We start from the raw sequence: 23,255 nt of genomic DNA, 5'->3' as shown, positions 1-23,255 counted from the left end.
ATTCGGGGCTTGATGCCTCGCTGCTTGGGAGCATCCACTTCGGGGTTGGCCACTTATCGAAGCATGGACTGCCGCTCCGGCTAGTCACTAATCTGAACAGCAGTGATAACCCAAGGTACCTCTGCAGCGCCCCGATCAGTCGCCCGAAGCCCCCGTTTCATCTGCAGACTTCACGCCGCCTGGTGCGTTTTCAAAGTGGTCGCTGTGCCGCCACATAGCCTGTGCTATGGTACAAATCATATACATTCCTCACGGCGATCGTTTTCAGCCTCATGATTACAGTCAAGACCTCTACCGGCTTCGTCTCCGTTGACAACTGGGGTTACGAATTGCAGGGGTTGAACGGTTCGGCGCTCAAGCCGGATCTGCTCGCCTCCGCGGCGCATGATCTACTGGTGATCGACGCCTCAAGGGATGGCACGGATGCCGGGCGGTTTTCTGCTAGTGAGATCACCCGGATGAAGGACGGCATGGGCGGGCGATCCGTCGTTGTGTCCTATGTCTCGATCGGCGAAGCCTCCGATTTCCGCGACTACTGGCATTCCAACTGGACGACGACGGGGATCGCTACCGGCAAGCTGACCAGCGCGGCACCGGACTGGCTGGGGCCGGTGAATCCGGACTGGCCGGAAAGCCGCAAGGTCCGCTATTGGGATAGCGACTGGCAGAAGATCGTCTTCAACACGAAGAAGACCGGCGAGGTGGATGCCATTGTCAAAGCAGGCTTCGACGCCGCCTATCTCGACATCGTCGACGGCTACTATTTCTGGGGCGCGGAGGTTTCCGCCAAGGATCGCGAAAAGGGCGATCCGGCCAATGTGAAGCAGGCGGCCCAGCGCATGGTCGACTTCATCGTCAAGCTGACAGACCATGCGCGCGAAACCAACCCTGATTTCTTCGTCATTCCGCAGAATGGTGCGTGGATTCTCAACGATCTCGGCTCGGATACCGCCCGCAAGAAGGCTTATCTCAATGTGATCGGCGGCATTGCCGTGGAAGACCTCTACTATCGCGGCGATGCGGAGGAGAACAATCCGCTCGCACCCGACAAGGAGACCATCGCGATCCTGAAGCGCGATTTTCTCGACAAGGGCAAACCCGTCTTCGTCGTTGACTACATCAACGGCAGCAAGCGGGTGGCCGACTTCAACACGATGGTGCTGAAGGACGGCTTCATTCCCTTTGCCGCACCGGACCGGGATCTCGACCGGCTCGTTGGAACCCACGATGGCGATCCAGCCTATATCAAGCCAACGGAAAAGGCGGATGCGCTGCGCGGGTCGAAACTCGCTGACACCATCGATGGCTTGGGTGGCAACGACAGGATAAACGGCCGTGACGGAAACGACCGCCTTTCGGGCGGTGCCGGCAATGACAATCTAACAGGCGCCAAGGGAGCAGACACGCTGCGGGGCGGTGCGGGCTCTGACACATTCGTCTTCACGTCCGTCAAGGATTCGACCGTTGCCGCCGCGGGGCGCGATACGATCCGGGATTTCTCTCACCGGCAGGGGGACACGATCGACCTCAAAGCGATCGACGCCAACACAAAGATCGACGGCAACCAGACCTTCAGCTTCATTGCCACGCAAACTTTTCACAACAAGGCAGGAGAATTGCGCTACGAGATCAAGTCAGCCAGCACCTATGTGTATGGAGATGTGAACGGCGACGGTAAGGCTGATTTTTCCATCCGCATAGACGGCAGCATCGCCCTCACCAACTACGACTTCGTCCTCTAGGACTTCACCAGCCGGTCATCCGACCGCTCGATCAATTTGGGCATGATCAGCGTCTGCAGCGCTTCCGGCGCCTCGCCCTCCATCCGGCGCAGAATATAGCGGCCGAGCATTTCGCTTGGCTCGTGGATCGGCAGGAAATAGGTGGTGATGGGCGGGGCGAAATATTGGCTGACGTTGAGATCGTCAGTGGCGTTGATCACGGCATCGCGGCCGTGCACCAGGCCGCGGGCGTGGAAGCCGGAGAAGGCACCCAGCGCGGAGGCCTCGTTGGCGCAGATATAGGCGGTAGGCGGGTTTGGAAGGCTCGACATGTGGAGCACGTTTTCGCGGCCGAAGGCGGGGGTGAGATGGCCGTGCGCGGTGAGCGCCGGATCGAAGACCAGGCCCGCGATGTCGAGAGCCTTGCGATAGGCCTCCAGACGGGTCAGTGAATAACTGAGATCGGCCATCGGGTTGATCAGCGCGATACGGCTGTGTCCGCGTTCGGCAAGACGCGCCACAGACAGGCGGATCATCTGCTCATTGTCAGCATCGACATAGGCATGCGGAGCATTGTGGATCGTCGTGCCATAGGTGACGAAGGGGAAATCCGCCTCCTGCATGAGGCGCACGCGCGGATCGTCGGCATGGGTGCCCGACACGATGATGCCGTCGGCCTTTTTCAGCGAGACAATCTGGCGGATCGTGGCGATGCTCTCCTCGAAGGAGCGCACCGCATAGAGCGAGACGCGGTAGGGACTGTCCTCCAGCGCCCAGGAGATGCCGCTGAGCAGCTGGGCATATTCGACGCCCTCCCACTCGTTCTGCTTGGGACCGGGCGCCGTCATGATCGCGGCGACCTGATAGGTCTTTCCCGTGCGCAGCTGTACGCCATGCATGTTGAGCTGGTAGCCGACGCGCTCGGCAGCCGCCACGACGAGAGCGCGGGTTTCCGGCCGCACCTGCGGGCTGTCGTTCAGCGCCTTCGATACGGTGGCGATCGAAAGGCCGGTCTCCTGCGCGATGGTCTTGATCGTGGGTCTTGACATGAAAAGCCGTTTCGCCGTGGCGCCGCAAGGGAGCGCGGTTCACCGCACAATAAAAACGTTTAACTTTAATGTAAAGCGCCCGAACTTGCGGTTCAGCCGGCGCGGAAATGTTTGGAGAGCTTCAGGCCCTGCGCCTGGTAATTCGAGCCGAGGCCGGAACCGTAAAGGCCTTCGGGAGCCTCAAGCATGTGCTCATAGACGAGGCGGCCGACGATCTGACCATGCTCCAGAATGAAGGGCACCTCATGGCTGCGCACTTCCAGCACCGCGCGGCTGCCGGAGCCGCCGGCCGGGGCATGGCCGAAACCGGGATCGAAGAAGCCGGCATAGTGAACGCGAAACTCGCCGACCAACGGATCGAACGGCGTCATCTCGGCCGCATAGAGCGGCGGCACATGTACCGCCTCGCGCGACACGAGGATGTAGAACTCGTCGGGATCAAGGATCAGCTCGTTGCGGCCACGACTGAACAGCGGTTCCCAGAAATCGAAGATATCGTGCTGGTTCTTGCGGTCGACATCGACGACGGAGGTATGATGTTTGCCACGATAGCCGATCAGGCCATCCGGGCCGGTGCCCTTGAGGTCGATGGAGAGCGCAATGCCACCGCCGGAGACGTTCGGCGTCTCGCTGGCGACCAGCGTATCTGACACATGCAACGCCAGGAGTTCGTTCTCGTCCAGCAGGGCCTTGCCTTTGCGGAAACGGATCTGCGAGAGGCGCGAACCGCGGCGCACGACGATGGGAAAGGTGCGCGGCGAGATTTCGAGATAGAGCGGGCCGGAATATCCGGCCGGGATCTTGTCGAATTCCTGCGCGCGGTCGGTGATGACGCGCGTGAAGATATCGAGGCGGCCGGTGGAGCTCTTCGGGTTCGCGGAGGCCGCGAGGTCTTCCGGCAGGTCGAGGCTTTCCATGAGCGGCACGATATAGACGCATCCGGTTTCCAGCACGGCGCCTTCGGAGAGATCGATGACATGCAGTTGCAGCCGGTCGAGCTTGTCGGCGACGAGATGCGACGGCCCCGGCAGGAAGCTGGCGCGCACGCGAAATGCCTTGGCGCCGAGGCGAAGGTCGAGGCTCGCCGGCTGGATCTGGTCCTTATCGAGGGCGGCCTCGCTCTTCAGTCGTCCGCTGTCGAACAAGCCGCTGATGGCGTTGTCCGCCAGAATGCCCGTGCTGCGCGTCGCAGAAGCCATGATCGTCCCGTCCTGTCAGAGGGTTCGCACAAAACCAAATGGCGGCAATTGACGCAAGCGCGGGCGCGCAGTATTAGCAGATTATCCCGTGGTGATTTGGCCGGTCGGCTTGCAGCCACGTTAAACAAGTAGCTAAAAAGGCCGGGTTCGAAACCGGCCTGCTTTTGCGGCCGGTTTTTTTGTTTGAAGGCAACGATCACATGAGCAAGTCCTGGCGCCCGGCCACTCAACTCGTTCACGGCGGAACCACCCGCTCCCAGCACGGCGAAACTGCCGAGGCGATCTTCCTCACGCAGGGTTTCGTTTATGACACCTCTGCGGCGGCCGAAGCCCGCTTCAAGGGCGAAACGGACGGTTTCATCTACGCCCGCTATGGCAGCCCGACCAACGACATGTTCGAAAAGCGCATGTGCATGCTGGAAGGCGCGGAAGACGCGCGCGCCACGGCATCCGGCATGGCCGCCGTCTCCGCCGCGATCCTCTGCCAGCTGAAGGCCGGCGATCATATTGTCGCCGCCCGTGCGCTCTTCGGCTCCTGCCGCTGGGTGGTGGAGACGCTCGCGCCGAAATACGGCATCGAATGCACGCTGATCGACGGCCGCGACCTTGCCAACTGGGAAAGTGCGATCCAGAAGAACACCAAGGTCTTCTTCCTGGAAAGCCCGACCAACCCGACACTCGAAGTCATCGACATTGCCGGCGTTGCGAAGCTCGCCAACCAGATCGGCGCCAAGGTCGTCGTCGACAACGTCTTCGCCACCCCGCTCTTCCAGAAGCCGCTGGAACTTGGCGCGCATATCGTCGTCTATTCCGCCACCAAGCATATCGACGGCCAGGGCCGCTGCCTCGGCGGCGTCGTGCTGTCGGACAAAGAGTGGATCGACGAAAACCTGCACGACTACTTCCGCCACACCGGCCCGGCCATGTCGCCGTTCAATGCCTGGACGCTACTTAAAGGTATCGAGACGCTGCCGCTGCGTGTAAAACAGCAGACGGAGAATGCGAGCCGCATCGCCGATTTCCTCGCCGACCAGAAGCAGATCGCCCGCGTGATCTATCCCGGCCGCAAGGACCATCCGCAGGCGGATATCATCGCCAAGCAGATGTCGGGCGGCTCGACGCTCGTCTGCTTCGAGCTGAAGGGCGGCAAGGAAGCGGCCTTTGCGCTGCAAGATGCGCTTGAAGTGGTCAAAATCTCCAACAATCTCGGCGACGCCAAGAGCCTGATCACGCATCCGGCGACGACGACGCACAAGAACCTGACGGACGAGGCCCGCGCCGAACTTGGCATCTCCGCCGGCACCGTGCGCCTCTCGGCCGGCATCGAGGACAGCGAGGACCTGCTGGAAGATTTCGCCCGCGCGCTTTCCAAGGTCCAAGCCTGATCAGCATTCGGAAAACGGACAAATACGGGAGGCACCGGCTGAATAGGTCGGTGCCTTCTTTGCTTATCCTTGACGAAACCATAATCCTGTACAATAGCAGGACCTAATCAGTTCAAGGCTTGCCTATGTATCGTGCGCTGACCCGCGACATCGAAGTGACCGTAGAGCCGTATTATCTGGCCGATCAGTCCGATCCCGACGACAGCCGTTATGTCTGGGGATACAGGGTCGTTATTTCCAACCACTCCCCCATCGCCGTTCGCCTCGTGACGCGGTATTGGAACATCACCGACCAGAACGGCCAGGTGGACGAGGTCAATGGCCCCGGCGTTATCGGCGAGCAGCCGGTGCTGCGCCCGGGCGATACCTACGAATATTCCTCCGGCTGCCCGCTGGAGACGCCGTCCGGCATCATGTTCGGCCGGTACCGTATGGAAGCGGAAAACGGCGAGGCCTTCGACGTCGCTATTCCCGCCTTTTCGCTGGATACGCCGGGGCAGACGCGCACCCTCAACTGAGGATGCGCTATTGTCTTACTGCGGCAGCACTTCCGCCGCTTCAAAGCGGTAGGTCGTCGAGCAGAACTCGCAGGTTACCGCGATCTCGCCCTTGTCATCGGCCGTGTGCGCGATGTCGTCGGCGCTGAGGCCGGCCAGAACGCCCTTCAGCTTTTCACGCGAGCAGGAGCAGCGGTCGAAGACCTGCTGCGGATCGTAAACGCGCACGCCGCGCTCGTGGAAGAGACGGTAGAGCAGCCGTTCGGTGCCGACATTGGGGTCCGTCAGCTCGTCGGCATCGATCGTCTCGACCATGGCCTTCGCCTCGGCCCAGTTGTCGTCATCCTGAATCTTGTGGCCGGCCTCGTCGCCGTCGCCGCCGGGAAGATCGGATTGGCGCATGCGCTCCGGTGCTTGCGGCAGAAACTGCGCGACCATGCCGCCGGCCCGCCAGCGATGGCGGGATTTGCCGGCCTCGTCGCGATCGTAGAGTTCGGCGACACCAAGGCGTACCTTGGTCGGAATCTGCTCCGACTGGCGGAAATAGACGCCGGCGATCTCTTCGAGCGTGTGGCCGTCGAGCGGAACGATGCCCTGGTAGCGCTGCGTATGCGCACCCTGATCGATGGTGAAGGCGAGGATGCCCTTGCCGAGCAATTCATGCGGCTCCGTAGCACCGGCAGCGATCGCGGCGTCGAGCGCATCCTGATCGAAACGGGCATAGGCGCGCACATTCTCAGGTGCTGCAAAATCCGCGACCAGCAGGTCGACCGGGCCGTCGCCCTTGGTCTGGACGATCAGCTTGCCTTCGAATTTCAGCGAGGTGCCGAGCAGCACGGTGAGCGTGATGGCTTCGGCCAGCAAGCGCGCGACGGGGGTGGGATAGTTGTGCCGGCCGAGGATGGTGTCGAGCATCGGGCCAAGCTGCACGGCGCGGCCGCGCACATCCAGGCCTTCGACCTGGAACGGCAGGACATGGTCGTCGCCGGCAAAGCCGACTTCACCGAGTTTAAGGGCACTTTCAGCCATCATCGTTCTGCTCCTTGCGCACCGGGAAGCCACCGGGCCATGGGCCCGGCTGCTTTCGACCGGCGTTCTACCGTGATTTGAGCGCGCTCTTGCCCGATCATTCCATACCGGGCGGGCATACGCCAGAGAAAGCGCCTTCCGGCGCTCCGTGATGGTCCCTAGATCGTGCGGGCGCCACGGTTTTTCAAGACGCGTCTCAGACGGCGCCGAGGCACCAGGCGAGGATCGACTTCTGCGCGTGCAGGCGGTTTTCCGCCTCGTCGAAGACAACGGACTGCGGGCCGTCGATAACCTCGTCGGTCACCTCCTCGCCGCGATGCGCCGGCAGGCAGTGCATGAAGAGCGCGTCCTTATCGGCGCGCGCCATCAAGGTCTTGTTGACCTGATAGGGCTGGAAGATGTTGTGGCCGCGGGCGCGATGCTCCTGGTTCATCGAGACCCAGCAGTCGGTGACGACGAGATCGGCGCCGTCGACGAGCGCCTCCGGGTCGTGGCCGAGCAGGATGTTGCCGCCATTGTCGCGCGCCCAATTCAAGATCTTGTCATCCGGCTCGGAGCCCATCGGCACGGCCATCTTCATCGTGTAGCCGAAGCGGGCCGACCCTTCGACGAAGGAGTGCAGCACGTTGTTGCCGTCACCCGTCCAGGTGAAGGTCTTGCCCTTCGGCGAGCCTCGATGCTCCTCGAAGGTCATGACGTCGGCCATGATCTGGCAGGGATGCGTCAGGTCCGTCAGCGCATTGATGACGGGCACGGTGGCGTGCTCGGCCAGCTCCAGCAGGCGGTTGTGGTCCGTCGTGCGGATCATGATGGCATCGACATAGCGCGACAGCACCTTGGCGGTGTCGCCGATCGTCTCGGCGCGGCCGAGCTGCATTTCCGTGCCCGACAGGAACAGCGTCTCGCCGCCGAGCTGGCGCATGCCGACATCGAAGGAGACGCGCGTGCGGGTGGAGGGCTTCTCGAAGATCATCGCGAGCATCTTGCCGGCGAGCGGTCGCTCTTCCTTGCCGGCTTTGTTGGCTGCCTTGCGCTTATGGGCATCGTCCATGATGACGCGGAGATCGCTTTCCGAAACGGCGGAAAGGTCGAGGAAATGCTTAGCCATGATGTGTCCTGTCTGTCCCGGTCTCTGATCAGGCGGCTTTCGCCGCCGTCAGCTTTTCGGCTGCGCGCTCGATGCGGGCAAGCCCTTCGCGTGCCTCTTCGGCGGTGACGGTGAGCGGCGGCAGGAGCCGCAGCACATTGTCGCCGGCCGGCACGCCCAGCAGTTTTTCCGCGCGAATGGCCTTCAGGAGGTCGGCGACGGGGATCTTCGCCTTGATGCCGAGCATCAGGCCCTCGCCGCGCACGTCCTCGATAACCTCGGGGAAACGATCTTTCAGCGCCGCAAGGCCCTGGCGGAAGACCAGCGCGATATCGCGCACATGCTCCAGGAAGCCGTCTTCCAGCACGACGTCGAGCACGGCATTGCCGACGGCCATGGCGAGCGGATTGCCGCCATAGGTCGAGCCATGCGTGCCGGCAACCATGCCGGAGGCCGCCTCGTTGGTGGCCAGGCACGCGCCGAGCGGGAAGCCGCCGCCGATGCCCTTGGCGACCGCCATGATGTCGGGCGTCACGCCTGCCCATTCATGGGCGAACAGGCGGCCGGTGCGGCCGACGCCGCACTGGACCTCGTCGAGGATCAGAAGAAGGCCGTATTCGTCGCAGAGCTGGCGCAACTCCTGCATGAATTCCTTCGAGACGGGGCGGATGCCGCCTTCGCCTTGCACCGGCTCGATCAGGATGCCGGCGGTTTCCTCAGTGATCGCATCCTTGACGGCAGCGATATCGCCGAACGGCAGCTTCAGGAAACCCGGCGCCTTGGGGCCGAAGCCCTCGATATATTTCTCCTGCCCGCCGGCCGCGATCGTCGCAATGGTGCGGCCATGGAAGGCGCCGTCGAAGGTGAGGATATGGAATTTTCCCGGATGCCCCTTGGCGAAGTGGTAGCGGCGCGCGGTCTTGATGGCGCATTCCAGCGCCTCGGCGCCCGAATTGGTGAAGAACACCTTGTCGGCGAAGGTCGCGTCCGTCAGCCGGCGGCCGAGGCTTTCCTGGCCGGGCACTTCATAGAGGTTGGACAGGTGCCAGACCTTGTCGGCCTGATCCTTCAGCGCGGCGACGAGATGGGGATGGGCGTGACCGAGAGAATTGACGGCGACGCCGGCGGCGAAATCGAGATATCGCTCGCCATCTTCGGCGATCAGCCAAACGCCCTCCCCGCGCGTGAACCGCAGAGGCGCACGCATATAGGTTTCATAGAGCGGCGCGGCATCGGCCATGGCGCGGATCCTCCAAAAGAGATGCGGAAAAACAGGTCTCGCACTTGACTTTTCTGGACTCCAGAAAAATCAAAAGCCGCCTTTCGGCGGCATGCGGCACTATCGGCATTTCACCCGGGGATGTCAACAAAATCGCGCCCCCGAGTGACGCTGAACCTGCCGCAAGGTGAGGATTCACGGCACGCGCAGAAGGTGTCGCCATCGAGTCACACCCGACTAGCAAGTTGGGGAAAACCTCGAAATCGATTCGCGCCGATTCCTGCGACTCTTGTCACAGAGTCCACCGGTCTCTAGGTTAAAGACCAATTACTAGACTGCATGCGGCGGAACTAGTCACCAAAAGAGTTGAAGGCGTTCAGGTTCCGGATCTGTCCGGGACGCGACGAGGGATTCCCGCATCGAACGCCGAGCGGAGACGAAAAAATGAACTGGACAGACGAGCGCGTCGAAAAACTCAAGAAGCTCTGGGCCGAGGGTTTGAGCGCGAGCCAGATCGCGGCACAACTCGGCGGCGTCAGCCGCAACGCCGTCATCGGCAAGGTACACCGGCTGAACCTGCCGGGCCGCGCCAAGGCCGGCGGCACGCAGACCGCCGCCCGCCCGAAGCGCCCGGCGACGGCTGCACCGCGCGCCGCGACCTTCCAGGCCCGTGCTGTCACTCCGCGCACCGTCGCCCGGCCGGCAGCGATGGCCAAGGACGACATGGATACGGAATTCGAGGTTCAGGCCGAACAGCTTCCGGTTCCCGCCAGCGGCAACAATGTCGTCGTGCCGATGTCGCGCAAGCTGGAACTGACGCAGCTCACCGAGCGCACCTGCAAGTGGCCGATCGGCGACCCGCTGAACGACGATTTCCATTTCTGCGGCAACGAGTCCCCTGATAATTCGCCCTACTGCACCTACCACCAGCGTCTCGCCTACCAGCCCTCGGCTGAGCGTCGCCGGATGCGTTGATCGCAGTGGACATAGAATGAGAAGCGGAGCCGAAAGGCTCCGTTTTTGTTTATGGGTAGGACGAGGGATTTTCCGTCCTATTCCTTCTGCCTTTTGTCTCTGTCCGCTTCTCCGCCATCCTCGGGTCAAGCCCGAGAGGTATGAGGAAAAGGAACGGAAGCCGGGCTGCAATGGCCGGGACCGGGAATTGACTTTAAAGGAGAGTGAAGCCTCCCCTAAAACGCAAACAGGCCCCGCAGGGCCCATTTCCGTCCTTGGGAGGAATGGCGGATCGCTTAGGTCTCCAGCGAATAGCCTGCGCCGCGGACTGTGCGGATGACATCCTGCATATTGGCGAAATTCAGCGCCTTGCGCAGGCGGCCGACATGAACATCGACGGTGCGCTCGTCGACATAGATGTCATGGCCCCAAACACCGTCCAGCAGCTGCGAGCGCGAGAACACGCGGCTCGGCGAGGTCATCAGGAATTCCAGCAGGCGGAACTCCGTTGGGCCGAGGCGAACCTCGCGGGTACGGCGATGGACGCGGTGCGTTTCCCGGTCGAGCTCGATGTCGCCGCAACGCAGCACTGTCGAGACGACCTCCGGCTTGGCGCGGCGCAGCATGGCGCGCACGCGCGCCACCAGCTCCGGTGTCGAGAACGGTTTCACGACATAGTCGTCCGCGCCGGTGGCGAGGCCGCGAACGCGCTCGCTCTCCTCGCCGCGCGCCGTCAGCATGATGATCGGCAGGCGCTCGGTTTCCGGCCGCTGGCGCAGGCGCCGGCACAGTTCGATGCCGGAGACGCCCGGCAGCATCCAGTCGAGGATGAGGAGGTCGGGCATGCGCTCCTGCAAGCGCATTTCCGCCTCGTCACCGGACAGGATCGTATCGACCTCGAAACCCTCGGCTTCGAGATTGTAGCGCAGGAGAACGCTCAGCGCCTCCTCGTCTTCCACGACGGCTATTCTGGGCACCATGGACAGGGTTCCTGCTCAAACTTACTCGGACGGGTCGGCGATGTCGGCCGCGACGACCGATGTCGACGTATCGTCCTTCGGGCGCTCGCCTTCCGGCTGGGAGCCGGTCGCCATGTAATAGATGGTTTCGGCGATGTTGGTCGCGTGGTCGCCGATGCGCTCGATGTTCTTGGCGCAGAACAGGAGATGCGTGCAGGGCGTGATGTTGCGCGGGTCTTCCATCATGTAGGTCAGGAGTTCGCGGAACAGCGAGGTGTAGATCGCGTCGATCTCGTCGTCGCGCTCGCGGATCGCCTTGGCCTTGTCCACCGAGCGGGTGGCGAAGACGTCGAGCACTTCCTTGAGCTGCATCAGCGCCAGTTCGGCGAGATGCTCCAGCCCGCGGGCGAGCTTGCGGGGCATGCCCGAGCTCTGCACGGCGATCACGCGCTTGGCGGTGTTCTTGCCGAGGTCGCCGACGCGCTCCAGTTCGGCAGCGATGCGGATCGTGCCCATGATTTCGCGCAGGTCGGCCGCCATCGGCTGACGCTTGGCGATGGTGACGATTGCCTTTTCGTTGATCTGGCGCTCGGCATTGTCGAGGATGACATCCTCGGAAATGACCTTCTGGGCCAGCGCCACGTCGGTGGAGACGAGGGCGCGGACGGAATCCGCCACCATCTGCTCGGCCGTGCCGCCCATTTCGGAGATGCGGCGGGAGAGGTACTTCAGTTCTTCGTCGTAAATCGAAACAATATGGGTCGATGACATCGTTCTGTCCTTAATGCGCTCGGGTTTCAGGGGCGTCAGCGACGGAAGCGTCAGCCGAAGCGGCCCATGATGTAGTCCTGCGTGCGCTGGTCATCCGGGTTGGTGAACATCTTGTCGGTATCGTTCTCCTCGACGAGATTGCCGAGGTGGAACATGGCGGTGCGCTGCGAAACGCGGGCCGCCTGCTGCATGGAGTGCGTCACGATGACGATGGTGAAATTGGCGCGAAGCTCGTGGATGAGCTCTTCGACCTTGGCGGTCGCGATCGGGTCGAGCGCCGAGCAGGGCTCATCCATCAGGATGACTTCGGGGCTGACGGCGACGGCGCGGGCGATACACAGGCGCTGCTGCTGGCCGCCGGAGAGGCCAGTGCCGCCTTCATGCAGGCGATCCTTCACCTCGTTCCAGAGACCGGCCTTCTGCAGGCTCTTTTCGACGATGGCGTCCATGTCGGCCTTCGACTTGGCAAGACCGTGGATGCGCGGGCCGTAGGCGACGTTCTCGTAGATCGACTTCGGGAACGGGTTCGGCTTCTGGAAGACCATGCCGACGCGGGCGCGCAGTTCGACGACGTCGATGTTCGGATCGTAGATATCGTCCGTATCGAGCGTGATGCGGCCGGTGACGCGGCAGCCGTCGATCGTGTCGTTCATGCGGTTGAGCGTGCGCAGGAAGGTCGACTTGCCGCAACCCGACGGGCCGATCAGCGCCGTCACGGTGTTTTCGCGGACGTTGAGATTGACGTCGTAGAGGGCGCGCTTGTCGCCGTAATAGACCGAAACGTCCTTGCCGATCATCTTGTAGGAAATGTCGTTCATTTTCTTGTCCAGCGCTTTCTCGACTGCGGCTTCTGACATCATGTTCATAGGATCGGTCCTTCTACCAGCGCCGTTCGAAACGGCGGCGCAACAGGATGGCGCCAACATTCATGAGGATGAGGAAGATGAGGAGCACCATGATGGCGCCCGAGGTGCGCTCCACGAAGGCACGCTCGGCCTCGTTCGCCCACATGTAGATCTGCACCGGCAGAGCCGTGGAGGGTTCCAGCGGCGTTCCCGGAATATCGGCAACGAAGGCGACCATGCCGATGAGCAGCAGCGGTGCGGTTTCGCCGAGCGCATGCGCGAGGCCGATGATCGTGCCCGTCAGGATGCCCGGCATGGCGAGCGGCAGGACGTGGTGGAACACGGTCTGCATCTTCGAGGCGCCGAGGCCGAGTGCGGCCGAGCGGATCGACGGCGGCACGGCCTTCAGGGCAGCGCGGGTCGCGATGATGATCGTCGGCAGCGTCATCAGCGTCAGCACCAGGCCACCGACGAGGGCTGCCGAGCGTGGAAAGCCCGCGAAGTTGACGAAGACGGCGAGACCGAGCAGACCGTAGACGATCGACGGTACCGCGGCGAGGTTGTTGATGTTCACCTCGATCAGATCCGTGAAACGGTTCTTCGGAGCGAATTCCTCGAGATAGATCGAGGCGGCAACGCCGATGGGCAGCGACAGCACGAGCACGATCAGCATCATGTAGAGCGAGCCGACGACGGCGACGCCGAGGCCAGCCGCTTCCGGACGGCTCGATGCGCCGTTGACGAAGAGGCCGGTGTTGAAGTGTTTGGAGAGCGCGCCGCTTTCGACGAGCGTGTTCATCCAGCCGACCTGCTTGTCGGAGATCTTACGGTTGTTTTCAGCTACCGAGAGATCGATCTGGCCCTTGAAGGCCGAGTCGAGATCGCCGTGGGCGAGGAAGGTCACCGTCTGCGTGGTGCCGATAATCGCCGGATTGGCGACGACCATGTCGCGGAACTGCGTGCGAACGCTGTCAGAAATCATACCGTTGACGGCCTTGAGGCCGGCACGGTCCTTTTCATCGACGCCTAGAACCTTGGCGAGCGCGTTGCGGGCAACGACCGGATAGTTGGCCGAGACCAGTTTCTGCGGGTTGGTGGCGCGCTCGTTGTTCTTGTCGATCACCTGTTCGGAGAACTCGACCGGGATCGTGATCATCGACTGCTGGAATGCGGTGTAGCCCTTGGACACGACCGAAAACAGCAGAAGGAACAGGAAGAGGAGACCGAAGGCGATCGCTGCCATGCCGAAGAGGCGGAAGCGGCGCTCGGCGGCGTAGCGGCGGCGAAGGCCGATATCGCGGCGCTCGGGTTTGGCGGAGACGCCAAGGGCGGCCATCGAAGGGCTCGTGGAGACCTGGCTCATTCGTACTGCTCCCGGTATTTGCGCACGATGTAAAGGGCGTAGATGTTGAGGCAAAGCGTGATGAAGAACAACGTGATGCCGAGCGCGAAGGCCACCAGCGTCTGCGGCGAGGTGAATTCGAGGTCACCCGTCAGCTGGTTGACGATCTTGACGGTCACGGTCGTCATCGGCTCGAAGGGATTGAGTTGCATGCGCGCGGCAACACCGGCGGCCAGCACCACGATCATGGTTTCGCCGACGGCGCGCGACGCGGTCATCAAGAGCGCGCCGACGATGCCCGGAAGGGCTGCCGGCAGGATGACGCGCTTGATCGTTTCCGAACGCGTGGCGCCGAGGCCGAGCGAACCGTCACGCAGCGCTCGCGGCACGGCGGTAATGATGTCGTCCGACAGCGAGGAGACATAGGGGATCAGCATGATACCCATGACGAAACCGGCCGTCAGAACGCTCTGCGCCTGGATGAAGTTCGTGTAGTTGCCGGTGACGAGGCCGTTGAGCTGGGCGGAGATATCACGCAGGAACGGGCCGACGGTCACCAGCGCGAAGAAGCCGTAAACGATGGTCGGGATGCCGGCGAGCACTTCGAGCAGGGGCTTCGCTACTGAGCGGACGTGACGCGAGGCATATTCCGACATGTAGATGGCGGCGAAGAGACCGACCGGCACGGCGACCAGCATCGCGACGAAGCCGATATAGAGCGTGCCGGCAAGCAGCGGGATCAGGCCGAACTGGCCGGCGGATGCCGTCGCACCGGCGGCGGCGAAGCGCGGATCCCAGACCGTGCCGAAGAAGAATTCCCAGGCCGGCACCATGTTGAAGAAGTGCACGGCTTCCGTGAACATCGAGGCGACGATGCCGACCGTCGTGAGGATTGCGATCGACGAGGCGGCGATGAGGCCTACCAGCATCATGCCCTCGACGCGGTTGCGGGCTCGAAACTTCGGCGCGATCGAACGGTAGGAGAAGAAGGCACCGATTGCAGCCACGGCGATAGCGAAAACAGACAGCAGGGTGCTGCTCGTATTCGTCATGCGGTTGAGGTCATCGGCCGACTTCAGCATGTAGGGCGCGGGCTCGGCGGCGACTGGCACGCCCTTGCTGGCGAGCACGTCACGGGCAGTGGCACCATCCTTGAACAGCGCCTCGCGCTCTTCCGCCGTCAGAACCTTGAAGCCACGGGCGATGGCCGAGATCATGTTGTAATTGAGGTTCTGCGTGGCCTGCGGCTCGGCCTTCACCTCTTCAGGGAAGCCGGCGCGGACGGTCGAACTTATATAGACCGGGCTCGCGACGACCCAGACGAACACGACGACGACCGCCGGAAGAATGGTCCACAGGGCAACGAAGGAGCCGTAGTAACCCGGCCGCGAATGCAGGTTGGAAAGCTTGCCGCCGGCAAGCGCGTTGGCGCGCCAGCTGCCAATAAAATAGCCCACCGCGCCGATCACGGCGACGACGAGCAAAAGAAGGGAAATACTCATTGAGGAAACTCTCCCGGCGAGATCATCCGCGGTGTCATTCATGCGACGGGCGAAATTTGCCCGAAAGGAAGCGGCCGGCGCGGTTGCGCGCGCCGGCCAACGTCAATTACATGATCTTGCCGTCGACGAAGGCCTTGCGGACCTCTTCACGCTCGGCATCCGGAGCCGGAACGAGGCCGTATTCAGCCAGCGGGCTATCGGGGCCGACCATGTCGTCGCTCGTGAAGAACTCGACATATTCCTTCAGGCCCGGGATGACGCCGAGGTGTGCCTTCTTGACGTAGAAGAACAGCGGGCGCGAAACCGGGTATTCGCCGGAAGCGATGGTCTCGGTCGACGGAACGATGCCGCTGACGGTCGCAACCTTCAGCTTGTCGGCATTGTTTTCGTAGAAGGAGAGGCCGAACACGCCAAGGCCGGTCTTGTTGGCGGCGATGCGGGCCAGCGTTTCGGTGTAGTCGCCGTCGATGTCGACAGCCAGACCGTCCTTGCGAACGGCAATGCACTTGGCATGCTGTTCCTTTTCGTCGGCGACGGCAGCCTTGATAACGTCGAGAGCGCCGGTGGCCTTGCAGCCTGCGGCCAGCATCTTCTCGTCGAAGACTTCGCGGGTGCCGTGCTTTTCGCCCGGAATATAGGCAGCGATTTCAGCGTCCGGCAGGTCCTTGTTGACGTCCGACCACTTCTTGTTCGGGTTGGCGACGAGCTTGCCGTCGACGACGATTTCAGCGGCGAGCGCGAGGTAGAGGTCCTTCGGCTCAAGCTTCAGGTCGGCATTGCCGCTATCGGTGGCGAAGACGATGCCGTCATAGCCGATCTTGACTTCCTGAATCTCGGTGACGCCGGCTGCCTTGCAGGCTTCCTTTTCGCTGTCCTTCATGGCGCGCGACGCGTTGGCGATGTCGAGGGTCTCCGGGCCGACGCCCTTGCAGAATTCCTTGAGGCCGCCGCCCGTGCCACCGGATTCGACGATCGGGGTCTTGAAGTCGGGGAAGGTCTCGCCGAACGTCTCGGCGACAATCTTGGCATAGGGAAGAACGGTGGACGAGCCGGCGATCTGGATCTGGTCGCGCGCAACGGCAACGCCTGCGAATGCGGCGGAGGCAACGAGCGCCGCGAGGGTGAGCTTAAGAGATTTCATCTGGGTTCTCCCGAAGAGGACGTGTGTGGAAAGCGCTGTTTTCGCGCTCACTGCCGTTGACCGGCGGCTCTTCTCTAAACCCCGGACGCCTTCTCTTTTATGTCGGTTTGACGAAACATTTGTGACATGCCAAGTCACTGAAAATACTTTCGAATTTTCAGTGAGACGACAGGGCGGCGGTCCTTTATGTCAAAAACGCACGGTGAAGACCGTGCCCTTGCCCACCTCAGACTTCACCATCAGGCGTGCCCGGTGGCGGGTGAGGATATGCTTGACAATGGCAAGACCGAGCCCTGTGCCCTTCTTGGACCGGCTCGCTTCCACATTAACCCGGTAGAAACGTTCAGTGATGCGCGGGACATGTTCGGGTGGAATGCCCGGACCATAATCGGTGACCGACAATTCGACCGGCGCATCGCCGCCGCCCGTCAGCGCCACATCCACCCGCTTGCCCTCCTGACCATATTTGCACGCGTTCTCGATCAGGTTCTCCATGACCTCGACCAGCTCGTCGCGGTCGCCGTTGATCACGACGGCCTGCCGGGGCAGGTCGAGCACGATCTCGACGCCGAGATCGGTCGCAAGCGGCTGCAGGCTGTCGCGTACATGGGCAATAAGCGGCACCAGATCCACCGTCTGGTCGGGCGTGAGGTTCGAGCGCAGTTCGAGGCGCGACAGGGAAAGCAGGTCGTCGACGAGACGGCTCATGCGCGTCGCCTGTTCGTGCATGATGCCGAGAAAGCGCTCATGCGCCTTCACGTCATTCTTCGCCGGCCCTTGCAAAGTTTCGATGAAACCGCGCAGCGAGGCGAGCGGCGTGCGCAGCTCATGGCTGGCATTGGCGATGAAGTCGGAGCGCATCCGGTCGATACGCCGCGCCTGCGAGACATCGCGGAAGGTGAGGAGCCAGAGCGGTTCGCCGGTGGCGTTTTCGGCGAGCGGCGCGATGCGCACGACATAGACCGTTTCCGACGGCAGACGCTCGGCATGTTCCGTCTCGCGCGGCTGGCCGGCGGCGATGGCGTCGCGCACCATGTCGAGAATGCCGGGCGCGCGGATGCGGCCGGCAAGATCGCTGCCCACGGGGATCACGCCGAAAATCGCCTCGGCGGCGCGGTTCTGGAGTTTGATCGTTTCACTGCTCGAAAGCAGAATGGCGGGGGCATCAAGCGCACCGAGCACGGCGGCGATGGCGGCAAGCTCTTGCCTGTGCGGATCGGCCGGCGGCGTTTCCGGCACCGCGATGGCGGATGGACCGACAGCCATGGTCCGGCCCGTCTCGACCATGCGCCTGTCTGTGCGCAGCAGACCGGCGATGACAAGCAAAAGAACGGTGAACGACACCCAGCCCAAATGCAGTCCGGCAAGCCAGATCATGAAGCCGACAAAAACCGCCGCGGCGATCAGAACCCGCACGCCCCACAGCTGCGCTGCCAGCCAGCCGAGACCCGTCCGCTGATCCGAAACCGCCACCCATTCCCTCGCAAGCATCATATTCTCCGCGCCTCCACCGATTCTGGAGGAATAGCGCGGTTTCATGACATGTTTTTCACGGTACGCTTGAATTCGCAATGTGGTTGTGGCCACCTTCCGGACTATACGGGGTGAACCGCACTTGATATGCGAAGGAGTTGACCATGGCGGAAAAAGCCGAGAGCCGGGCGGTTGAGCTGGATATCCACGGCAAGAAGCGCGTGTTCGATATCGACAACCCTGTGCTTCCCGACTGGATCGACGAAAAGGCGTTCGCCTCGGATGACTATCCCTATGACAAGAAGCTCGATAACAAGGATTACGAGAAGACGTTGAAGCTTCTTCAGATCGAGCTGGTCAAGGTGCAGGTCTGGCAACAGAAGACCGGCACGCGCATCATGACCGTCTTCGAGGGTCGCGATGCCGCTGGCAAGGGCGGCGCCATCCACGCCACAATGTCCTACATGAACCCTCGCTCCGCCCGCGTCGTGGCGCTAACCAAGCCGACGGAAACGGAACGCGGCCAATGGTATTTCCAGCGCTACGTCTCGACGTTCCCGACGGCGGGCGAATTCGTGCTGTTCGACCGCTCCTGGTACAACCGCGCCGGCGTCGAGCCCGTCATGGGTTTCTGCACGCCCGAGCAATACGAGAAATTCCTCAAGGAGACGCCGCGCTTCGAAAAGATGATCACCTCGGAGGGCATCCATCTTTTCAAGTTCTGGCTCAATATCGGCCGGGAGATGCAGCTGAAGCGTTTTCATGATCGGCGGCATGATCCGCTGAAAATCTGGAAGCTGTCGCCGATGGATATCGCCGCGCTCAACAAGTGGGACGATTACACGGAAAAGCGTGACCGCATGCTGAAGGAGACGCATACGGACCATGCACCCTGGACCGTGGTTCGCGCCAACGACAAGCGCCGCGCCCGCATCAACCTGATCCGCCACATCCTGAAGACGCTCGATTACGAGGGCAAGGACAAGAAGGCGATCGGCGAGATCGACGACAAGATCGTCGGCGCAGGCCTCGGTTTTGTAAAATAACTCCTGCGTTCACTCACCCGGCTGGATGCGGACGGCATAGAGATTGACGCTCGCATCGCCGCCGGTGACATCGCTGTTGATGAGAAGATGACCCGGCTCGCTTGGCGAGAGCGAGCGATCGAACTCGACCTGGAAGAGGATGTCGGTGCGCTCGGAGACGGTGAAGCGATGGCGGCCGCAACCGCCCATCGTGGAGAAGTCGCACTCCACCGACACCTGCACCGGCTTGTCGCTCGCGGATTGGACCGTCAGCGCCACCGTCGAGGTCTTGCCGCCCATTTCGTTCAGCACTTCCGGCGAGACCTCAATGCGCACCGCGCCGTCGCGATCCGGGTTGGTAGACGTGATGCGCGTGGCCGGCCCCTCATTGGTACTGACGGCCTCGAAACGGCCGGCAGAACCCGCTGAAAGCTTTGCCGTATCGCCGGGCGAGAAGATCGCGCGCCAGTCGGCGGAGAAGCGGTTCTGCGTGTCGAGCGCCTTCTTGATCGGATCGTCGCCGGAAAAATCCTCGCCTGCGACGGTCGCCGGCGGGGTCGAGTCGTCCGCACCGTTCTGCAAGTCTTTCAGAAGACCGCTCGACTGCACCCACCAGGCCAACGCGCCGAAGGCGGCGACCAGGGTTGCTACAACCAGCAGGAAGGAAAACAGCCGGCCGCGACGCTTGCGAGCCTTGGCCACGCGCTCGGGCTTGAAATCCGATGCCTCGTTGACGGTGGCGCTTTCGGCAGTGGGTCTCGCATCCCTGGCAAAGCCGTCGGCCCGCTCGGGCCGGATGCCACCGATATCGCTCGCCGCGGCCTGGCGTGCCTCGGCCCTCGGTTCTGCATCGAGCACCGGCTCCGGTCGGATGTTCCGCTCGGCACGCAACTCGGGCTGCGGGCGCGTTTCGATGACCGGTTCGACGCGAACGTCACGGACCGGCGCAGGCGTGGCCGCAGCGCGCTCTTCCGCCTCGATTTCGTGAATGGTCTCTTCCAGACGATGGCGCTGGGCCGTGATCGTCTCGGGATCGTTGATTTCCTGCTTGCGCAGGCCCGCCTCCAGCGCATTGCGCGCTGACTGGTAGATTCGTGCCCGAACCTCGGCATTCGCACGCTCAGAGCGCGCCAGCGCGTTTCTGATTGCCGTTTCCAGTCCGCTCACATGAGACCCTTCTGCGGGAGCCGCCAGACGAGGCGGCCATGATCCATCTGTGGAAAGAGCCTTTCTTTCCGGCTTTTGTTAGGTTTTGCGTAACGTTTACCGCAACATTGCGCAAGCCTTACCGCCCAAACCGGCGCCCTTCGCCGGGGATAAGCGGGGTATGAAGATAACGTATGGGCACGGCATAACCTTCGGCCGGGCAGAATGTCTCTTCACGGCGGCAGTGAACAGCCAAGGCTGCTTACCTGCTCAAATGTCCGCAACGCGCTGCCAGCGTCGCAATGGCACGACACACGCCGTCGCGTCACCATCCCTCTTTTCACGGGCGATTCCCGCTGCTATTCTTTTGACGTTTTCGTAAACGTCAAAACCGGATTTGGATTTCCCATGGCCCTGCCCGCGATCCTCAAGGAGAAGCTGCGCCTGCCCGTCGTCGGCGCGCCGCTCTTCATCGTCTCGCATCCCGCGCTGACCCTTGCACAATGCAAGGCCGGTGTCATCGGCGCCTTCCCGGCCCTGAATGCGCGGCCGGAAGCCCAGCTCGACGAGTGGCTGGCGGAAATCACCGAGGGCCTTGCCGCGTACGACGCAAAACATCCCGACCGCCCGGCAGCCCCCTTCGCCGTCAACCAGATCGTCCATCGCTCCAACAAGCGACTCGAACACGACCTCATGATGTGCGTGAAGTACAAGGTGCCGGTCGTCATTTCCTCGCTCGGTGCCGTGCCGGAGGTGAATGCCGCGATCCATTCCTATGGTGGCATCGTGCTGCACGACGTCATCAACAACCGCCATGCCAGTTCGGCGATCCGCAAGGGCGCCGACGGCCTGATCGCCGTTGCGGCGGGTGCTGGGGGCCATGCCGGCACGCTCTCGCCCTTCGCCCTGATCCAGGAAATCCGCGAATGGTTCGATGGTCCCCTCCTCCTGTCGGGCGCAATCGCCACCGGCGGTGCAATCCTCGCCGCCCAGGCGATGGGCGCCGACATCGCCTATATCGGCTCCCCCTTCATCGCGACGGAGGAAGCGCGGGCGGCCGAGGCCTACAAGCAGATGATCGTCGACAGCGCGGCCGCCGATATTGTTTATTCCAATTATTTCACCGGCATCCACGGCAACTATCTGAAACCCTCCATCACCGCGGCCGGCATGGATGCCGACAACCTGCCGGAAGCCGACCCGTCCAAGATGGATTTCGAAACCGCCACGACCGGCGCAAAGGCCTGGAAGGATATCTGGGGCTGCGGCCAGGGCATCGGCGCGGTGAAGGCCATCGGGCCCGTGGCGGACCTCGTCGCGCGCCTCGACCGCGAATACCAGGCCGCCCGCGCCCGCCTTTGCGCCGGCTGAGCCCGGCGCGGAAAGAAACCACACGGGAAAAATGCGGAAGTTGAAACTCCCCGCTTGAAATCTTTTCCCATTGCGGTTATCAGCGCACCCATTCCGGCCCGATATGCTTCGGAGCCTTGGAAAGGCCGCTTTAGCTCAGTTGGTAGAGCACGTCATTCGTAATGACGGGGTCACGTGTTCGAGTCACGTAAGCGGCACCATTCAATTCAAGCATTTCACTCCTTTTTTCAGCAGGCGTCAAAAGCGCTGCATAATAGTACCCGAACATGGGCGACGCCCTTGGACTTGTCGTCCGAGCGTTTTGCTCCCCTTCGGCATGGCGTATCACACCTCCCCTTGTCGTTGAAATGGCATCTCTCACTTTCGCAACTTTGGCGGAAGTCCGAGATAACGGTTCGCAAAGATTTCCTGGGCTGGAAGTTGGCCGAGCTTGCCTTTGTTTGATCATAATTTAGTTTCCTCTTGTAGGTGAAGGGCGGATCAAACTGCAAAGGGAGAACCCATGGGATTACTTGATGGACTACAGAATATCGTCGGTGATGCCCTGAGTGGAAAGCCGGTCGATCTCATGGCGGTGGCAGGGCAGGTCTTTCAGAATGCCGGCGGCCTTGACGGCATCGTCAGCCAGCTCAATCAGGCCGGACTCGGGGAACAGGTTTCCTCGTGGATCGGGACCGGGTCGAACCTGCCGATTTCCGAAGACCAGATCAAAACCGCGCTGTCTTCCGAGACCCTGCGCAATCTGGCGCAGTCCTTCGGGGTCGACATGAATCAACTGCCCCAAATCCTTGCCGAACATCTGCCGAAGATGGTCGACACGGCCAGTCCGAACGGCGCCCTGCCCAGCTAATCGTTCCCAACCGCAAGCCCTCCTCAAATAGGTGATATCATGACCAAGAAACTGGTTTTCATTGCTGCCGGAGCCCTTCTCACCGCATTCGCCGCAGGCTCGCCCGCCTCTGCGCTGACGATGAAGGAATGCAGCGCCAAGTACAAAGCCGCCAAGGCGGACGGCAGTGCCACCGACGTGAAATGGAACGACTTCCGCGCAAAATTCTGCGGAGCGGATGCGGCTGCAGCCGACGCCGCCGACGAAGCCGATATCGCGAAAACCCCTGAAAAGGAGCCGGCGAAATCGACGGCGAAGGCGCCGAAGGGCGTCACTTTCCCGAGTGCCGTCGATAAGAAATACGCAAGCGAAGCCGCTGGGAAAGCCCGGCTTCACACCTGCGTGGATGCCTATCGCGCAAACAAGGAGGCCGGCACGCTCAACGATCTGAAATGGATCCAGAAAGGCGGCGGCTACTGGAGCCTGTGCGCCGCCAAGCTGCGCGCAAACGGCTGATCCCTCTTTTCTGACCCCTCGGGCGGCGCCTCTGGCGCCGCCCTCTTTCGCGCCAGCCCACGCTTTGGAACCAGCATCCGGTATTCAAGGGTGGACGTGGCCCTCCCGGTCTGTCAGAAGCGACATCGGACGCGACTGCCGATAGTTTTAGATCGGGGTCGGGCGACCGATTGACGTCACGTTGCTGCCGCGAGA

21 protein-coding genes, 1 tRNA gene and 1 riboswitch are annotated in these 23,255 nt (G+C 62.2%); of the genes, 9 read left to right on the top strand and 13 right to left on the bottom strand.

Annotated features, from left to right (window positions below):
- Positions 1–272: 272 nt before the first annotated feature.
- Positions 273–1,742, top strand: coding sequence for an MJ1477/TM1410 family putative glycoside hydrolase (locus tag D0Y60_RS25210; protein ID WP_117367852.1), 1,470 nt, complete (start codon positions 273–275; stop codon positions 1,740–1,742).
- Here D0Y60_RS25210 and D0Y60_RS06220 read toward each other — a convergent pair.
- Both D0Y60_RS06220 and D0Y60_RS06215 read right to left on the bottom strand, forming a co-directional pair.
- Positions 1,739–2,770, bottom strand: a complete 1,032-nt coding sequence (locus D0Y60_RS06220; protein WP_117367850.1) for a LacI family DNA-binding transcriptional regulator — start codon at positions 2,768–2,770, stop codon at positions 1,739–1,741. The two genes, D0Y60_RS25210 and D0Y60_RS06220, sit on opposite strands and share 4 nt — an antisense overlap.
- 92 nt (positions 2,771–2,862) lie before the next feature.
- Positions 2,863–3,969 carry a 2'-deoxycytidine 5'-triphosphate deaminase gene (locus D0Y60_RS06215; RefSeq protein WP_117367848.1) on the bottom strand — a complete coding sequence of 369 codons (1,107 nt, stop codon included), beginning with the start codon at positions 3,967–3,969 and terminating at the stop codon, positions 2,863–2,865.
- 78 nt (positions 3,970–4,047) lie between these two features.
- A riboswitch (SAM riboswitch) is annotated at positions 4,048–4,126 on the top strand.
- Positions 4,127–4,169: 43 nt separating this feature from the next.
- On the opposite strand from D0Y60_RS06215, the gene D0Y60_RS06210 reads away from it, so the two are divergent.
- Both D0Y60_RS06210 and apaG read left to right on the top strand, forming a co-directional pair.
- Entirely contained in the window at positions 4,170–5,354 is a 1,185-nt protein-coding gene (locus D0Y60_RS06210) for an O-succinylhomoserine sulfhydrylase (protein ID WP_117368440.1), read from the top strand.
- Between the two features lie 125 nt (positions 5,355–5,479).
- A complete protein-coding gene (apaG, locus tag D0Y60_RS06205) occupies positions 5,480–5,872 on the top strand; it encodes a Co2+/Mg2+ efflux protein ApaG (RefSeq protein ID WP_117367846.1) in 393 nt (130 codons plus the stop codon).
- 15 nt (positions 5,873–5,887) lie between these two features.
- Here apaG and D0Y60_RS06200 read toward each other — a convergent pair whose 3' ends face one another.
- From D0Y60_RS06200 to D0Y60_RS06190, 3 genes are all read right to left on the bottom strand, one after another.
- The gene (locus D0Y60_RS06200) at positions 5,888–6,880 is read right to left on the bottom strand and encodes an Hsp33 family molecular chaperone (RefSeq protein ID WP_117368438.1); all 993 of its coding nucleotides are present in this window, start codon (positions 6,878–6,880) and stop codon (positions 5,888–5,890) included.
- Between the two features lie 196 nt (positions 6,881–7,076).
- Positions 7,077–7,988: an ornithine carbamoyltransferase gene (gene argF / locus D0Y60_RS06195; protein ID WP_117367844.1), complete on the bottom strand. Its 912-nt coding sequence runs from the start codon at positions 7,986–7,988 to the stop codon at positions 7,077–7,079.
- Between the two features lie 28 nt (positions 7,989–8,016).
- Entirely contained in the window at positions 8,017–9,207 is a 1,191-nt protein-coding gene (locus tag D0Y60_RS06190; RefSeq protein WP_117367842.1) for an aspartate aminotransferase family protein, read from the bottom strand.
- Positions 9,208–9,630: 423 nt separating this feature from the next.
- Here D0Y60_RS06190 and D0Y60_RS06185 point away from each other — a divergent pair, with 423 nt between their 5' ends.
- Positions 9,631–10,161: a GcrA family cell cycle regulator gene (locus tag D0Y60_RS06185; RefSeq protein WP_117367840.1), complete on the top strand. Its 531-nt coding sequence runs from the start codon at positions 9,631–9,633 to the stop codon at positions 10,159–10,161.
- Between the two features lie 275 nt (positions 10,162–10,436).
- On the opposite strand, the gene phoB is transcribed toward D0Y60_RS06185, so the two are convergent.
- From phoB to phoR, 7 genes are all read right to left on the bottom strand, one after another.
- Positions 10,437–11,120 (bottom strand): phosphate regulon transcriptional regulator PhoB, encoded by a 684-nt coding sequence (gene phoB / locus D0Y60_RS06180; protein WP_117367838.1) that lies wholly within the window; start codon positions 11,118–11,120, stop codon positions 10,437–10,439.
- Positions 11,121–11,141: 21 nt separating this feature from the next.
- Complete coding sequence (gene phoU, locus D0Y60_RS06175) at positions 11,142–11,870, bottom strand: phosphate signaling complex protein PhoU (protein ID WP_117367836.1); 729 nt, start codon at positions 11,868–11,870, stop codon at positions 11,142–11,144.
- A gap of 50 nt (positions 11,871–11,920) precedes the next feature.
- Positions 11,921–12,736 carry a phosphate ABC transporter ATP-binding protein PstB gene (gene pstB, locus D0Y60_RS06170; RefSeq protein ID WP_117367835.1) on the bottom strand — a complete coding sequence of 272 codons (816 nt, stop codon included), beginning with the start codon at positions 12,734–12,736 and terminating at the stop codon, positions 11,921–11,923.
- A gap of 13 nt (positions 12,737–12,749) precedes the next feature.
- On the bottom strand, positions 12,750–14,078 hold the full coding sequence (pstA, locus tag D0Y60_RS06165; protein WP_199564114.1) for a phosphate ABC transporter permease PstA: 1,329 nt from the start codon (positions 14,076–14,078) through the stop codon (positions 12,750–12,752).
- Complete coding sequence (gene pstC / locus D0Y60_RS06160) at positions 14,075–15,559, bottom strand: phosphate ABC transporter permease subunit PstC (RefSeq protein ID WP_117367833.1); 1,485 nt, start codon at positions 15,557–15,559, stop codon at positions 14,075–14,077. Before pstC ends, pstA begins: the two co-directional genes overlap by 4 nt.
- A gap of 106 nt (positions 15,560–15,665) precedes the next feature.
- Entirely contained in the window at positions 15,666–16,700 is a 1,035-nt protein-coding gene (locus tag D0Y60_RS06155; protein WP_117367832.1) for a substrate-binding domain-containing protein, read from the bottom strand.
- A 189-nt stretch (positions 16,701–16,889) separates the two neighbouring features.
- Complete coding sequence (gene phoR, locus D0Y60_RS06150) at positions 16,890–18,077, bottom strand: phosphate regulon sensor histidine kinase PhoR (protein WP_245409113.1); 1,188 nt, start codon at positions 18,075–18,077, stop codon at positions 16,890–16,892.
- 260 nt (positions 18,078–18,337) lie between these two features.
- On the opposite strand from phoR, the gene ppk2 reads away from it, so the two are divergent.
- Positions 18,338–19,219 (top strand): polyphosphate kinase 2, encoded by an 882-nt coding sequence (gene ppk2, locus D0Y60_RS06145; RefSeq protein WP_117367830.1) that lies wholly within the window; start codon positions 18,338–18,340, stop codon positions 19,217–19,219.
- A 9-nt stretch (positions 19,220–19,228) separates the two neighbouring features.
- Here the strand turns inward: ppk2 and D0Y60_RS06140 are convergent, their stop codons facing one another.
- Positions 19,229–20,365, bottom strand: coding sequence for a biotin transporter BioY (locus D0Y60_RS06140; RefSeq protein ID WP_117367829.1), 1,137 nt, complete (start codon positions 20,363–20,365; stop codon positions 19,229–19,231).
- A 387-nt stretch (positions 20,366–20,752) separates the two neighbouring features.
- Here D0Y60_RS06140 and D0Y60_RS06135 point away from each other — a divergent pair, with 387 nt between their 5' ends.
- The 4 genes from D0Y60_RS06135 to D0Y60_RS06120 all read left to right on the top strand — a co-directional run bounded on the left by D0Y60_RS06135 (position 20,753) and on the right by D0Y60_RS06120 (position 23,060).
- Complete coding sequence (locus tag D0Y60_RS06135; RefSeq protein WP_117367827.1) at positions 20,753–21,715, top strand: nitronate monooxygenase family protein; 963 nt, start codon at positions 20,753–20,755, stop codon at positions 21,713–21,715.
- A 124-nt stretch (positions 21,716–21,839) separates the two neighbouring features.
- Positions 21,840–21,915, top strand: a tRNA-Thr gene (locus tag D0Y60_RS06130).
- A 302-nt stretch (positions 21,916–22,217) separates the two neighbouring features.
- Positions 22,218–22,565 carry a YidB family protein gene (locus tag D0Y60_RS06125; protein WP_117367826.1) on the top strand — a complete coding sequence of 116 codons (348 nt, stop codon included), beginning with the start codon at positions 22,218–22,220 and terminating at the stop codon, positions 22,563–22,565.
- 39 nt (positions 22,566–22,604) lie between these two features.
- Positions 22,605–23,060, top strand: coding sequence for a hypothetical protein (locus D0Y60_RS06120; RefSeq protein WP_117367825.1), 456 nt, complete (start codon positions 22,605–22,607; stop codon positions 23,058–23,060).
- Positions 23,061–23,255 lie beyond the last annotated feature (195 nt).

Source organism: Shinella sp. WSJ-2, assembly GCF_003432075.1.
In the GTDB taxonomy this organism is placed as follows: Bacteria; Pseudomonadota; Alphaproteobacteria; order Rhizobiales; family Rhizobiaceae; genus Shinella.
This window is presented reverse-complemented; position numbering and strand designations above follow the sequence as displayed.